Origin of the sequence: Pseudobacter sp. (assembly GCF_051955275.1) — a bacterium.
Classification (GTDB): Bacteria; Bacteroidota; Bacteroidia; order Chitinophagales; family Chitinophagaceae; genus Pseudobacter.
In genome coordinates, this window is sequence record NZ_JBQCGW010000217.1 from 1 (window position 1) to 14,437 (window position 14,437).

At 47.3% G+C, this 14,437-nt stretch carries 11 protein-coding genes; 6 read left to right on the top strand and 5 right to left on the bottom strand.

The annotated features are described in order from the left end of the window. Nucleotides 1-3,566: T9SS type A sorting domain-containing protein (locus ACTHMC_RS18695; RefSeq protein WP_440415372.1), on the top strand; the 3,566-nt coding region annotated here is incomplete at its 5' end. A 71-nt stretch (nucleotides 3,567-3,637) separates the two neighbouring features. On the opposite strand, the gene ACTHMC_RS18700 is transcribed toward ACTHMC_RS18695, so the two are convergent. Genes ACTHMC_RS18700 through ACTHMC_RS18710 form a run of 3 tightly spaced genes read right to left on the bottom strand, consistent with a single transcriptional unit; the run spans nucleotide 3,638 to nucleotide 5,317 of the window. Further along, nucleotides 3,638-4,051: an arsenate reductase ArsC gene (locus tag ACTHMC_RS18700; protein WP_440415373.1), complete on the bottom strand. Its 414-nt coding sequence runs from the start codon at nucleotides 4,049-4,051 to the stop codon at nucleotides 3,638-3,640. A gap of 19 nt (nucleotides 4,052-4,070) precedes the next feature. Beyond that, complete coding sequence (locus ACTHMC_RS18705; RefSeq protein WP_440415374.1) at nucleotides 4,071-4,931, bottom strand: arsenite methyltransferase; 861 nt, start codon at nucleotides 4,929-4,931, stop codon at nucleotides 4,071-4,073. A gap of 56 nt (nucleotides 4,932-4,987) precedes the next feature. Then, the gene (locus ACTHMC_RS18710; protein ID WP_440415375.1) at nucleotides 4,988-5,317 is read right to left on the bottom strand and encodes an ArsR/SmtB family transcription factor; all 330 of its coding nucleotides are present in this window, start codon (nucleotides 5,315-5,317) and stop codon (nucleotides 4,988-4,990) included. 122 nt (nucleotides 5,318-5,439) lie between these two features. Between ACTHMC_RS18710 and ACTHMC_RS18715 the strand changes: the two genes are divergently transcribed. After that, the gene (locus ACTHMC_RS18715) at nucleotides 5,440-5,565 is read left to right on the top strand and encodes a hypothetical protein (RefSeq protein ID WP_440415377.1); all 126 of its coding nucleotides are present in this window, start codon (nucleotides 5,440-5,442) and stop codon (nucleotides 5,563-5,565) included. A gap of 114 nt (nucleotides 5,566-5,679) precedes the next feature. On the opposite strand, the gene ACTHMC_RS18720 is transcribed toward ACTHMC_RS18715, so the two are convergent. Both ACTHMC_RS18720 and ACTHMC_RS18725 read right to left on the bottom strand, forming a co-directional pair. Beyond that, complete coding sequence (locus tag ACTHMC_RS18720) at nucleotides 5,680-7,368, bottom strand: hypothetical protein (protein ID WP_440415378.1); 1,689 nt, start codon at nucleotides 7,366-7,368, stop codon at nucleotides 5,680-5,682. Continuing rightward, entirely contained in the window at nucleotides 7,365-8,345 is a 981-nt protein-coding gene (locus tag ACTHMC_RS18725) for a hypothetical protein (RefSeq protein ID WP_440415379.1), read from the bottom strand. The genes ACTHMC_RS18720 and ACTHMC_RS18725 overlap by 4 nt, the downstream gene beginning before the upstream one ends. Before the next feature lie 219 nt (nucleotides 8,346-8,564). Here ACTHMC_RS18725 and ACTHMC_RS18730 point away from each other — a divergent pair, with 219 nt between their 5' ends. From ACTHMC_RS18730 to ACTHMC_RS18745, 4 genes are all read left to right on the top strand, one after another. Beyond that, nucleotides 8,565-9,272: a DUF481 domain-containing protein gene (locus ACTHMC_RS18730; protein ID WP_440415380.1), complete on the top strand. Its 708-nt coding sequence runs from the start codon at nucleotides 8,565-8,567 to the stop codon at nucleotides 9,270-9,272. 83 nt (nucleotides 9,273-9,355) lie between these two features. Next, nucleotides 9,356-9,991 carry an RNA polymerase sigma-70 factor gene (locus ACTHMC_RS18735; RefSeq protein ID WP_440415381.1) on the top strand — a complete coding sequence of 212 codons (636 nt, stop codon included), beginning with the start codon at nucleotides 9,356-9,358 and terminating at the stop codon, nucleotides 9,989-9,991. A gap of 52 nt (nucleotides 9,992-10,043) precedes the next feature. Continuing rightward, complete coding sequence (locus tag ACTHMC_RS18740; RefSeq protein WP_440415382.1) at nucleotides 10,044-11,030, top strand: FecR family protein; 987 nt, start codon at nucleotides 10,044-10,046, stop codon at nucleotides 11,028-11,030. Between the two features lie 48 nt (nucleotides 11,031-11,078). Next, the gene (locus ACTHMC_RS18745; RefSeq protein ID WP_440415384.1) at nucleotides 11,079-14,429 is read left to right on the top strand and encodes a TonB-dependent receptor; all 3,351 of its coding nucleotides are present in this window, start codon (nucleotides 11,079-11,081) and stop codon (nucleotides 14,427-14,429) included. Nucleotides 14,430-14,437 lie beyond the last annotated feature (8 nt).

Sequence of the window (14,437 nt, forward strand, 5' to 3'; positions counted from 1 at the left end):
TGATAGTAGGAGGTAGCAACAGCCCGGTAATCACATCAAACGCTTTCACTACATGTGTGGGCACTGCTGTAAATATCGAGGCAACTGTTTCCGGTGGAGCTACGCCATACACATATTCATGGGATAATGGGATCAGCAGCACTACCAATACCGCAACTGTTACTCCAACAGGAAACAGTGTATATACCTTAACCGTCACTGATAATAATGGTTGTCAACAAAAAGGGCAGGTGGTTGTGAATGCATATGCTGCCAATGCCGGCCCTGATGCCGTTATTTGTGCAGGTAAACCTGTCCGTTTGGGTGTTGCGCCTCCTGCCGGTGTTGCCGGTGTGGTGTATGCGTGGACGCCGGCTACTGGTCTGGATGATGCAACTGTTGCACAGCCGCTGGCTACGCCTGCTGCTGCCACTACTTATTCTTTAAGCATGACCGTTCCTGTTTCCGGTGGCGGTACCTGTTCCACTACAGATGACGTGAACATTACTACTGTGGCAGGCCCCGTTACAGCAAACTTTGCCGGTAACGATATTGCTGTTTGTAAAGGTGGTACTGCCGCACTGGGTTCAACTGCGGAAGGAGGTTTCACTTATACCTGGAGCCCCGGTAATTATCTGAATGCTACCAATGCCAGCACGGCTACCTACGATGCGGGAGCTGGTATAGCTACACCTAATCCTATTACCTATACGCTTACTGCTGCAAGTGGCGGCTGCTCTTTTACAGATGATGTAACTGTATACCAGCTGAACGTTGATGCAGGTGACCACAGGGTCTGCGGTCCCCGTACCGTTGGTGTTGGTGACCCAATGCCACAGGTTACTGGAAAGACCTTCCTCTGGGAAGTGGTATCCGGTCCTGGTACAATTACCGGCGCTACCAATACTGCCACTACTACAGTATCTGAATCTCTGGGAAGCGCAACTGTTTACCGTTTGACCATGTCTTACCTGGGAACCAGTTGCACTGACCTGGTGACTGTTCCGGTTTGCGGAGATGCATCAGCCTGCCCGATTGACAGTATCCAGGTTGTTGCCGATCACAGTTGTCCAAGCACCTCATTCGGTGCGGTTACCCTGGTAGCTGCTCCATCCAACCTGAATGCTAACGACTGGACCTATACCTGGTCCTCTTCTCCTGCAGGAGGTATCTCTGCCACTGCGGGTCCTATTGTTACACTTACAGATAACATTGAAAGGGATGTGACCGTAACGGTGGCCAGCAGGAACAACCCCAACAGCCGTTGCTCAAGAACCATTCGTGTGAATGGTGCAAGCTGGGCACTGCCAACCTTCACTGCACAGGACCACGCCATCTGTGATGCTACACCGGTAAGTATCGGTCAGGCCGCAGTAGCTGGTTACTCTTATAGCTGGACCAGCGTTGCAACCGGGGACAGGTACGCTTCCAACCCAACTGTAAGTCCTGCCATCACCACTAACTATGTAGTGGTAGTGAAAGAGCCAACATCCGGTTGTTCCGTGCGCGATACAGCCACTGTAAAAGTTGCTGCCGTTGTTGCCGATCCTGGTGCAGACTGGGTTACCTGCAGCAATGCGGTGATTGAGTTAGGATCGCCTGCACGTCCGAATTATACCTATAGCTGGACGCCCGCTGTTGCGAGCTACCAGACAGGTACCGATAATACATCCGCTCAACCCAAAGTACTGGTGGCTATTTCTCAGGACTTCACTGTGCGTGCTACCGATACTGAAAGCGGTTGCTTTAAAGATTCAACTGTTCGCATTGTGGTTGATAATGATCCTACATTACCAACCATGCGTGATACAGCAATTTGCCATGGTGGTGCTGCGGTGATCGGTAATCCGATGAACGGCAATGTTACTTTTGCATGGAGCCCTTCAACAGGGCTGAGCGCTACAAATGTTGCGCAGCCAATTGCAACGCCAACAGCTACACAGACCTATACACTGGTAGTTACTTATTATGATGCATTCAATGTGCCTACCTGCACAAAGAGTGGTACAGTAACTGTTACTGTCCGTGGCGTGGAGCTTAGCATGGCAGATGCCACTGTATGTACATCAGATGCGCCATTTGTACTGGGTAGTAATGCTACTGTTACAGGTACTGCAACAACTTATGCATGGTCGCCTTCATCGATGGTTACTAATGCAACTACTCTTGGTGCTGCAGTAGTTGCCAACCCGACCACTTCACAGCAATATACATTGATTGTCCGTGATGCTGATGGTTGTGCCGATACCGCTACTACTACTTTAACCGCCCTCACTACGCCGCCTGTTGCAGGAAGCTCTTCAGTGGTTTGTGCAGGCACCAGCGTTACCCTGGGTGATGCTTCCAATACCGGAACCTGTACCTGGACGGTATCACCTGCTGTGAGTGGAGGATCATTCCCTGTAACTACGGGTCCTAATCCTGTGTTTACACCAACTGTGGCCGATGCCGGTGGTAGCCCATTACTTGGTCAGACATTCACCTTTACCTGCTCACAGGATATCGGTGGTTGTATCAACACATCAAAAGTCTCCATTGTGGTACGTGCGTTCAATCTGCCTGCCATTCCGGTTCAGACTGTATGTACCAATGCCAGCACAAATATTGGTGTTGCCCCTGCTGCAAACGTAAGCTACAGCTGGAGCCCTGCTACCAATCTTGCAGATCCCAATGCCGCCACAACACAGGTGAGTAACCTTGCAAGCACCACTGTGTACACGCTCACTGCAGTACATAATAATGGTTGTGTGGCCACCGCTGACGCAGTGATCGGCGTTCACCCGGCACCTGCACCGATAGTCAGTATCGCTGACGTCAGAACTCCCTTCGGTACCCCAGCTGCAGCTTTCGATCCGCAGATCACTCCTGCAGCCGGTACTTACACTTATAGCTGGACACCGGCCAATAAGGTAACAGATCCGTTTATCATCAATGCAGTTCCTACAGAGAATCAGATTGGAAACTATAACTATAATTTATCTGTAACAGATGGAAATGGTTGTACTTCCGTGGCTCCGGCCTTGTTCCGTGTAGAGAGCATCGAGAACACGCTGCCTGTTACACTTTCTTCTTTCGCTGCAACCACCAGGGATTGTGGTGTAATCCTCAACTGGAAAGTTGAAGCTGCTTCCAACTTCTCTCACTTTATTGTAGAAAGAAGTGTTGGTGGCGGTGCTTATGTTGCCGTGAAGAAAATATGGTACGAATTCAACCGTGTGAACTATAACTACCAGGATGCAGAAACCGGAAACGGTAAATGGTCTTACAGACTGAAAATGGTGGATATCGACGGACAATTCTCTTACAGCAAAGTGGTATTTGCCGATGTTAAATGCACGGTAAAAGCCGGTAGCCTGAAGATCTATCCAAACCCTGCTTCTGGTGTTGTTTACATCAACAGCAGCAAACCTGTGAAAACCGTAGTGGTGTACACCCTTACCGGTGGTCAGGTGCTGCGCAAGGATTATGCACAGAATGCTGCCAGTGTGGTTACACTGCCTGTAAGCAACCTTGTAACAGGTGTATACCTGGTGCAGGTGATTGCTCAGGATGGCACAAGCCAGCCGGCAAGATTGGTAAAAGAATAGAACAAGTCAGACAGGTGTCATTGCAAATGGCGTCCCATAAGGGGCGCCATTTTTTATCGAGGAGGTGTTTCTTACAGATTCTCAAGAACAAAAGCCCTTGAATAGTCTTTTATCAGATTGCGTACTCTTTCAAACTCAGCTAAGATATCGTCTTCAGACCCTGTGGCTTTTGCCGGGTCCGGAAAATTGTAATGAAATTTTTTTGCATTGGCAGGGAAAAACGGGCACCTTTCTTTGGCATTGTCACATACTGTGATAACATAATCGAAATTGATATTATCATATTCCCTGATGTTGTTGGATGTGTGCTGTGAAATATCGATACCATCCCGCGCCATAGTAAAGATGGCTCGTGGATTTACACCGTGTGTTTCAACCCCTGCACTGAAGATGGCAGCCTTATCCCCTGCAAAATGTTTGAGATATCCTTCAGCAATCTGGCTACGGCAGCTATTACCGGTACAAAGCACCAATACTTTTTTCATAATTAATTGAATAGGAAGTTCAGCAGCAGCCGCTACCTGGTTCGCAGCAGGTTCTTTCATCGCTGGCAGGCTTTTGAGCAAAAACTGTTATACTTACAATTTTGTTATTACTGTTATTAAAAGATCTGATTTCTTCTTCAGACAGGTAATTTTTCAGGATATCATGAGGAAGGATGATCTCTTTTTCCTTTTGAATAGTAATACCAGTGAACCCTGCTTCCTGAATGATACCCAGATATTCTTCTTTCTGAATAGCTCCGCTCACGCAACCGGCGTACAGCTCCGCAACCTGCTTCCAGCTGGGAGCCATTTCTCCGATCAGGACTATATCAGATATAGAAAAGTGACCGGCAGGCTTTAAAGCGCGATACACTTCACTGAATACTTTGTGCTTGTTTGGAACGAGGTTCAATACGCAATTGCTCACAATTACATCTGCCATGTTGGAGGTTACCGGCAGGTCTTCAATATCACCCTGACGGAACTCAACATTGTGGAAGCGGAGCTTTTCTGCATTTTCCCGTGCCTTCTGAACCATGGCCGGAGTGAAGTCAACGCCAATTACTTTGCCCGTTGCGCCCACCACCTTTCTTGCTATGAATGCATCGTTACCTGCACCGCTGCCCAGATCAATAACTGTGTCCCCTTCTTTTATTTTGGCAAACTCGGTAGGCAGGCCACAACCCAGTCCAAGGTCAGCGTCGGCATTATAACCATCGAGCGCAGTGTAATCCTCAGACATGATATTGTAAACCTCATCCCCGCCAATGCAGGAACTGGTAGCCCCGCAACAGGAAGATTCATTCTGCAATTTGGTTTGAAGCGCGATGTCAGCATATTTCTGCTTCACCAACTCTTTTAATTGTTCAGGTGTTTGCATGACTTTATATTTATTGGTTTATTGCAATATTGCGATTGAAATAAGTAAAAAAAAGGTCAGCAACAACCTTTTTTGTTTTCATACGCTATGAAGAAAGTATCAAAAGCTGTCTTATATTGATTCCACACTTTGGGATCGATACAATAACAAACACTGGTTCCTTCAATGGTACCTTGAATCAAGCCGGCTGTTTTGAGCTCCTTCAGATGTTGGGAAATGGTAGCCTGGGCCAGTCCTAACTCTTCCACGAGATCTCCGCATATACAAGCTTCTGTTTTCACCAGATACTGGATGATAGCAATCCTGGCAGGATGGGCTAGGGCCTTCATCATGGAGGCCAGCTTGTTCTGCTTTTCTGTAAATATTTCAGATTTTGTAAGTCCCATTTCTATCGCAATATTACGATGTAGTTCTGATCGGGCAAAATTAAATTGCAGAGGCAGTCAGAACATTACGCTGCGATCTGCCCAGTGAAAAATATCCGGTTACCCTGAATGCAAAACTCGTGGTGGAAAAAGATAGCGTTGCCGTGATAGTGAAAGCTGCGCTTGCTCCGGGCTGGCATATCTACCAGTTCGTACCATCCACCCTTCCTTATATTCCGATCGATTGTATTATCAAACCTGCAATCTGAGCATGTGTTTACCTCCGGTAGGAAAAGTGCTTGAGCTGGATACGGAACAAAAATAATACTCAGGGTCTGCCCCCTCACACGCGGGGCCGCCCGCGACGGGGCACACACTGGGTATCACCTGGGCTCAGGCAGTGACTTGATATTCTGCTGCCTTTTATTGCCATAACAACTGCTGCAGGTTTTATAGATGGTTTGATTGTATCCACCCGTAACTGTTTCTGTTACTACTTTGGAAGTATTCTTCCAGTAACCGCCAACATAGCTGGCATCTGTATAAGTGGTTACATTCTTTACATCCAATGTACTCTTCCTGGCAACATAATGCTGTTCACTCTGCTTACCGGAACCGCTGCAAACGGCGCAGGCTCCGAAGAATTGTGACATGGGCAGACGGCTCAAAGTAACGGTGCCATCAGGGATATAACGATCATCCGCTGTAACCCAGCGATGTGATTTCTGGTCTCTCTTGATGGGGCTGGCCATTCCGTTGACCACTACAATATTCCCTTGTTGCAGTTTTGAATAGTCCACCGTTGTATTGCCCTGTGCCAGGTTCCCGTAGTACCATACGCCACTGCTTTCAGTGGTTTTCGTTTGCATGAAACCCTGTCCATTGTACTGTCCATTCATCCAGTTACCAGCGTAATACATTTCAGCCCTGACACCCATTGCAAAATCCCTGAACGATTTATACCAGGAATAAGTACCATATCCTTCTTTGATCTGGCCATCGGGCATCAATATGGTGCCGGCACTGGCAGAATAGAATTTAACACCATCAGGACTGATCAATGCTGTAGTACCAGAGACCAGGGTATCACCGTCAAAATCCCCCAGGCGATAGCCGCCATTCGGGAATTCCAGAAATCCTGCCCCCATTTTTTTACCGGCACTGAAATATCCTGTGTACACATATTCAACCTGACCGGCGGTATTCTTTTTGGTAAGGCGACCAAAGTTGGTAGGCTTCCCGTCATTATCCAATGGCACTATGTAATGATGCTGCGCATCCGGTTTATACTCCACGGTGCCGGCAATATCTCCCGGATAAGCACCTGCTTTTTGCGGATCATAATAGCGGCCGGAATGCCAGTACTGCCGCGCCATCTTACCATCAGGGATGATCTTGTCGCGGTCCATATTGGTGAGGGCCCAGCCATGTGCAAAACCGTTCTTGAATGAACCGCGGAACAATCCTTTCCCCTTCACATCTTTTTTCTCGAACTCAACCACTACATCGGGATTGTCAGGTGAAGTGAGGTTCTCACCGGTGGTGGTGAGTTTTGCTTCCCACAATCTGAGATTTACCTGGCCACGGCCTGAAGGTTTGGAATTGGTAAATTCACCCTCGTACCGGAACTCATACCAGTCGAACTGCTTCAGCATGGTTTTGCCGAACTGAACGATCCACTCGAACTCAGGCACCATATTCACTTCCACTGCCACCAGTGAGCCCTTCCCATTCAGTGAGCCATTTACAAAATTTCCATGCTTCACCCGTTGCGGTTTTAAGGCCAGCACGTCTTTCAAAGTTGGTTTTGAAAATTGTGTGAGCAACAGGAAGTCCACTTCTGTATACTGTTTGGAACTATTGAAGTATTTAGGTTTGTCATATGTCACTTCCATGGCTTCACCTTCCAGTTTACCATTCTTAAAGTTGCCAACAAGGTAAGTGGCGCCCACCACTTTGTTGGTGTCTATCCTGACAACGCCATAGCCATTTGAACAATCTCCCTGGATACATTGCTGCGCCTGAATCATAGTGGATATTGCGAGCAGCAGCGGTAATAATATATTTCTCATAGTAATTGCCCGTATTTAAACTTCCAACTATTTTGTTTCAGGTCCCTGACCTTGATATAGCAACCAACATTGTTGGCCAGGCTGGACACTATATACAGGTATCTGTCGTCTACATAAAACCAGTAATTGACATTATATTCTCCCATCAGCAGGCCTTTAAAATGTTTACTGACCACTTTTTTTTCCTGCAGATCATAATGATAGGTGGAATCAAAACCCTGATAAATGAAATAGCGGTTGTCTGCTGAGAATGTGCAGCCGAAGAAATCTTCCGGCCTTACATCAAGTACTGCCTGTTTTGCTTTGAGGTCAAACAAACGAACGGACATGCCTTCGTTCCCGACGACTCCTGAAGTGGAAGGCTGACTGGTAGGTACCATCATCATCAATGCATAACGTCCGTTGGGGGTAAGCCGGAAGTCCAGTACGGACAAGCCACCAATGGCGGGCAATTCCTCGCGGGGCTGTTTGGCGTCGCTGCCATCATCGGCGATAGAGTACAGAACATCTTTCATGCTGAAATAGATCCGTTTGTTTTCAGCAGTACCTGCAAATAACATTTTCCGGTTGGCTTTTGTCTCTTCCTGTATCAGCTCGTAAACAGGGTCAAGCTCCTGCAGCTTCCTGTATTTTCCCTCAGCAGCCGGGTCTGCTTCAAGCAGGCAGATCTCATTGCTTTTCTTTCCGCCCCGGCCCAGTACAATATTGGAGGTTTTTGCCAGTACATAATAGCTCTGCCCTTTGGCGGTACTTACAGATGTGAAACTGATTTTGGTCAGATCTTTGGCTGGTTCCACTTTTACAGGAGCATTAAATGTATTATATCTTTTTCCCGAAGGCAGGTACCAGGCATCGGCACCCCTGAAAAAAACCAGGCTGTCGCCTGCTTTCAGAAAGGTAGGAGGATAGTGCTGTGCAGAGGCTGCATCAGCATAAAGCAGCACTATCAGCATGAAAGTGCACCGGATTGATTTCATATGGTAAGATGGGGTTTGATTCAGGGCTGAATTTACAGAATTAATAAAATAGTTTATATAACGATGAAGGCAATACGCTCATTGCTTGATAAATAATAAAGACGGACTACAGGTATTTGGGTATTGTTATCCCTGTCGATCGAGCTTTCAGTTCATGAACTTGATTTATATTTGACCATGATCAAGAAAGTGAAGAGTGCGTTTTTATCCGCCATTTGCATGTGTGCATTACACATAACAGGCTTTGCCCAGTTCAGTGATTCAGTGGACCATTACATCAGCTTCGCAGGAACGGGTAACCTCAACAGAACCAACACCGGTTCTACGTACCTGCTCAACAATGCCGTGAGATTCCAGGTAGATAAAAAGAAAGTCAGTCTGAACAGCATGGTCAGTTATGTATATGGCCGTAATCCGCAGTCAAAAACAAATGATGATGTACTGGCTATCATGAATGTGGACTTTCTCAAGAACGTTCAGAAGTTTTATTACTGGGCCCTAACCGGATTCGAAAAGAGTTTTTCACTGAAAGTTGATAGCCGCTTTCAGGGAGGCGTTGGTGTAGGATATATTTTCGCCAACAGTGCAAAATCTAATCTTGAAGTGAGCGATGGATTTTTAGTGGAAACAACAGACCTGAGCATTGAAGACAAGCATGGCCGTACCAGTTACCAGGCTGTGCGTAATTCACTTCGCTTGAAATATCGTTTCCTGATAAAAGACATCATAAAAATAGACGGCACTAATTTCTATCAGCCTTCCTTATCTGATTTCAATGATTATATTCTGAAGTTGAACACCAATGTTTCCGTCACCCTTTATAAGTGGTTGAGCTTTACCACTTCATTCAATTACAACAGGCAGAATATCACCTCCACGGAAAACCTGCTCCTGACCTACGGTCTGAGGGCTGAGAAATACTTCTAGGCTTTTCCATCTTCCGGAATTATTTGCAGAATAAATGTAAAATTTGATATTTACATTGCGAATTGCACCAAAACGGATTGCCAATGCCTGATGTATCGGATGAACTGCTGCTGAGCTGGCAACATCAAATTGCCGGTGGAGACGAGTCTGCTTTCAATCAGCTCTTCCGTTGCTTTTACATCAGGCTGGTGGATTTCGGGGCCAATATACTCAAGGCCCGCCCACCTGCCGAAGAGATAGTGAACGATGTGTTCGTTAAGCTCTGGCAACGCAGGCAATATCTTCCCGAAGTTCAAAAGATCAAAGTATTCCTCTATGTAGCCGTCAGGAACGGATGTTACAATTATCTCCGTTCAAACTCGCTCTGGAGCGTTACTGTAGGCATTGACCAGGTTGCCTCCATCACCAGTATGCAGGACCCCGAAGCTGATATGGCATTCAGGGAATTGCAGCACCGGCTCAATACCATCATTGCTGCTTTACCGGAACAATGCCGCCAGGTTTTCAGAATGATAAGAGAAGATGGTCTTAAGTACAAAGAGGTAGCTGAAATTCTGCAGATCTCCCCCCGCACGGTGGAAACACAGCTGTTCCGCGCCATCAAGAAGATCAGGCAGGAGCTGGAACGTTCATTCCCTTCTCCTTCGTCCTCAACAGGTTCTGCTGATAATTCAGCCCAGGCATTGCAGGCTTTATTGCTGCTGGTGCTGTTCCAGTAAATTTTTTTTCAAAGCTTGTAAGTAATGTCCGGGAATTCTGTGTCCTTCTTATATGGACAGGGATAATTTCCTTTTGCTGGTTACCAAGGTGCTCTCCGGGAACGACGAAGCGGGGGACAGGGAATTGCTCCACCAACAGGTGGCGGAGCATAAGGAGCTGGCCCTGCTCTACGAACAGTACAGGCGTTATTACGAAAGTGGAAAAAGCAATACAGGAGCAGATGTGGAAGCCGCACTGGCGCGTACCTGGAGCAGGATCGATACAGAAGAAGAAACTGAAAATGTAGTGTATATGCCATCCCGCTCACGTGGTGTATGGTGGGCGTCAGCTGCGGCTATACTGATTCTTTTCCTGGCCGGCTGGTGGTTGTTCCAGGCACCGCAGAAGGAAGGCACACAGATGATGGAAGCTTATAACCCCAAAGGGATCCGTTCACAGATAGTATTGCCGGATGGCAGCAAAGTGTGGCTGAGTGCCGACAGCCGCCTGCGTTATCCCGCAATTTTCGCCGAAGGGAAACGGGATATCCATTTACAGGGAGAAGCATTCTTTGATGTGGCTCCCAATCCTTCCCGCCCTTTTGAAGTTCACCTGCAGAAAGGATCTGTTCGTGTGCTCGGCACTTCTTTCAATATCAGATCATACGATAAAGATGAACTGGTGACCACTTCGGTAGCCACCGGTAAAGTGGCGTTCCTGGGTGATGACACAACAGCCGGCAATGTACTGACGCCCGGAAGGAAAGCGGTTTACAACAAAGACACAAAAGCACTGGAATTGATGGACACGGATCCATTGCTCGACAAAGGATGGATCGATGGAACCCTGGTGTTCCGTTCAGAGAACCTGGAATCTGTTGCCCTCACACTGGAAAGATATTATGGTAAAAAGATAGTGTTCCTCGATGATAAGCCCAGGAAATTCAGATTCACCGGTACATTCCTGAATAAATCGCAAACGGAAATTCTTCATTATTTAAGTAAGACCAAACCATTTTCATTCACTGTATCTGATTCGGCCATTCTGATTGGCAGATAAACCGATTGCTTAACAATATTTCTTTAACCAAAGGCTTGCTATATGAGCATGAAACTACGCCTATTCCTGATAGTGGCATGGCTGCTGTCCGCTGCACTTCCGGGTCTGGCGAATCCTCCTGACGATCCCAATCCGGTTGTTGTTCAAAACACAAAGATCAGTCTTGTTTGCAAGGATAAAGACCTGAAGTGGGTCATTACTTCCCTCGAAAAAAAGACAGGCCTGCTCTTCGTTTATTCCAATGATGAGCTCAACCTGAGTACACGCTTATCCTGTAAAGTAAAAGACGCTTCACTGCAGGATGCATTACAACAGATCTTCGATCCCCTGCAGATCCGCTTTGAAATGGCAGGGAAAAATGTACTGCTTCGCAAAGCACCTGCGTCCACTGTGAAGAGTGGAACCACCACTTTCACCAGTACATTGCAGGAAATCAAAGGAAGGGTAGTGGACGAAGCCGGTAATCCCGTTCAGGGTGCCACTGTGCAGGTGAAAGGTTCTTCACTGATTACCACCACCAATGCAACCGGTGAATTTGTGATCAATACAGCAGATGAGAAAGCCGTGCTGGTGATCAGCTTCGTGGGATACCTGTCGGAAGAAATAACAGTAAGTGGTAATAAACCTGTGCTGGTAAGCCTCAAACCCGGCAATCAGCAACTGGGAGAAGTAGTGGTGATCGGTTATGGTACACAACGGAAAGTAAGTGTGACCGGCGCTGTGGATCAGATCAAGGTGACTGATCTTGCAGGAAGGCCCTCCACTAATCTTACACAATCCTTACAGGGCATGTCTGCCAACCTGATCATACAGCAACCCAGTGCAGAGCCCGGCGCAAGAATCAATCTGAATATCCGCGGCGTGGGAACACTGGGAGATAACTCACCACTGATTGTGATAGACGGACTGGTGGGCGGGGATATCAACCTGCTTAACCCATCCGATATAGAAAACATTTCTGTGCTGAAAGATGCCGGCAGCGCTGCCATCTATGGCAGCCGGTCTTCGAATGGTGTAGTGCTGATCACTACCAAAAAGGGAAAGAAAAACGAGAAAGCCACTGTCTCCTATAATGGAATTGTGGGAATACAGAAACCACATGTATGGTACAAGCCGGTGGAAAGTTTTGAGAATGCCATCCTGCGCAACCAGGCTATGGTGAACTCCGATCTGCAACCCATTTATTCTCCCGAACAGATCCGCCAGTTCTATAACGAGGGCAGCAAGGAATGGTTCCTCAATGAAATTCTCCAGGATGCACTACAGCAGAATCACAATATCAGTGTGTCAGGCGGTAACGATAAAACCACTTACCTTATTTCCGGAGGGTATGTGAATCAGCAGAACAATCTGGTTGGTCCCGGGCTTGGATTGAAGCGTTATAACTTCCGCATGAACCTTGCCACCGAAGCAGGCAGGCTGAAACTCACCGGTACACTGGCTTATGCAAGAAATGAAACGAAGGATCATTCCTATAATACATCAACACTGATTGTGGATGCTGGCAGAACGCCCACTTACTACAGTCAGAAAGATGAGCAGGGCAGGTACCTCACCAATGAAGTGCTGGGTGAATTCAATCCACTCGGTATCCTGGAACAAGGAGGTTACCGCAAATATGATGACGATAATGTATTCGCCAATATCACTGCCGAGCTTTCCATTATGAAAGGCCTCAAACTGAGAGGCGTGGTAGGTGGTACGCTGGCAGCCAATCACGTATTTGAACGCGTTAAGCAGGTCAACTTCTTCCCTAAAGGCATTTATGGCGCAGACAGAAATACCAATGACCGTTACAATAAAAATCTTTTCCTCAATACACAGTTATTGCTGGAATACATGCGTGGCTTCGGCGATCACAATGTGAATGCGCTGATCGGTTTTGCCAATGAATCTTCAACCAACCAGGAGTCGAAGATCTTCATGAAGAATACGGATCCTGATCTGGGTACACCAACAACCGGCACCATCATCGATCCTGTTCAATCGCAGAACTCAAATAAAGGAAATGTGGAAGGCAGCCTCAATTCCGTTTTCGGAAGGGCTGGTTATTCTTTCAATGATAAGTATTTCGCAGAATTCAATTTCCGGTTCGATGGCTCTTCCAGGTTCAGAAAGGACCTGCGCTGGGGGTTCTTCCCTTCTGTAGCCGTTGGCTATCGTATCACGGAAGAAGCGTTCATGGATGGTTACCGCGACAGGTTCGGTACACTGAAGCTGCGCGCCTCCTATGGTATCCTGGGTAATCAGAACGTAGGTAACTACCAGTTCCAGACCACTTACTTCAATTTCAATAACGCCTATGGTTTCAACAACCAGGCAGTGAGTGGCACAGGCTTCACCTTTGCCAACCCTGATCTGAAATGGGAACGCGCTGCTACCTTCAATGCTGGTGTGGACGCTACTTTCCTGAAGAATAAACTGCAGGTGTCCTTCGATTACTTCAATAAACTCACATCTGATATCCTCATTCCGCCGGCTGTTACCGGTGTGTATGGAGGAACGGTGGCTGACTATAACGCAGGTAAAGTGAGGAACCAGGGATGGGAGCTCACGGCCAGCTACCGTCTGGCAGGAAGGAACCTGGTACAGACCTTCGGTTTCAATATTGCAGATACCAGAAATGAGGTAGTGTATTTCGATGGCAAAGAGCGCATCACCAGCGCCGATGAAATGCAGGTGATCCTGAAAGAAGGGCTGCCTTTCAATTCCTACATCGGGCTCAAACGCGATGGATATTTCCAGAACCTGGATGATATCCTGAACGGGGCTGTACCTACCGGTCTCAATGTAAGGCCAGGCGATATCCGCTACGTGAACCGCAACAAAGATGGCGTGATCGACGACCAGGACAAATTTGTGCTGGGCAATCCTTTCCCCCGTTACACTTTCGGATTCAATTACACCGTCAGCTATAAGAATTTCGACCTGGCTCTCTTTGTGCAGGGCGTTGGCAAACGAGATATGTTCCTGAGAGGAGAGCTGGTGGAACCTTTCCACTTCAACTACTCACAAGTGATGTACCAGCACCAGCTGGATTACTGGACGCCCGTTAATCCCAATGCCAAATATCCCAGGCTGGCTGCAGCAGGCAGTGAATCCAATACCAACAATTTCCGCAGGGGCTCCGATCTCTATCTCTTTGATGCGGCCTATGCCCGGTTGAAGAACCTGCAAGTGGGGTATTCATTTCCTGCGCAATGGCTACGTCATGCAGGATTGCAGAAAGCCAGACTCTATCTAACAGGACAAAACCTGCTGACCTTTACCGGGCTTGAGTTTGCAGATCCTGAGCTGAGTGAGTTCGATAACAGTCTCAAGAATTCCGGCGCCAACAGCGGACGCGCCTATCCCACACCAATTTTTTTCGGTGTAGGGCTTGATATCACTTTCAAATAATGCTGCTA

Coding starts and splice junctions, on each gene's coding strand:
- ACTHMC_RS18745 (WP_440415384.1), top strand. CDS start 11,079: ATGAAACTACGCCTATTCCTGATAGTGGCATGGCTGCTGTCCGCTGCA.
- ACTHMC_RS18735 (WP_440415381.1), top strand. CDS start 9,356: ATGCCTGATGTATCGGATGAACTGCTGCTGAGCTGGCAACATCAAATT.
- ACTHMC_RS18720 (WP_440415378.1), bottom strand. CDS start 7,368: ATGAGAAATATATTATTACCGCTGCTGCTCGCAATATCCACTATGATT.
- ACTHMC_RS18740 (WP_440415382.1), top strand. CDS start 10,044: ATGGACAGGGATAATTTCCTTTTGCTGGTTACCAAGGTGCTCTCCGGG.
- ACTHMC_RS18725 (WP_440415379.1), bottom strand. CDS start 8,345: ATGAAATCAATCCGGTGCACTTTCATGCTGATAGTGCTGCTTTATGCT.
- ACTHMC_RS18705 (WP_440415374.1), bottom strand. CDS start 4,931: ATGCAAACACCTGAACAATTAAAAGAGTTGGTGAAGCAGAAATATGCT.
- ACTHMC_RS18710 (WP_440415375.1), bottom strand. CDS start 5,317: ATGGGACTTACAAAATCTGAAATATTTACAGAAAAGCAGAACAAGCTG.
- ACTHMC_RS18730 (WP_440415380.1), top strand. CDS start 8,565: ATGTGTGCATTACACATAACAGGCTTTGCCCAGTTCAGTGATTCAGTG.
- ACTHMC_RS18700 (WP_440415373.1), bottom strand. CDS start 4,051: ATGAAAAAAGTATTGGTGCTTTGTACCGGTAATAGCTGCCGTAGCCAG.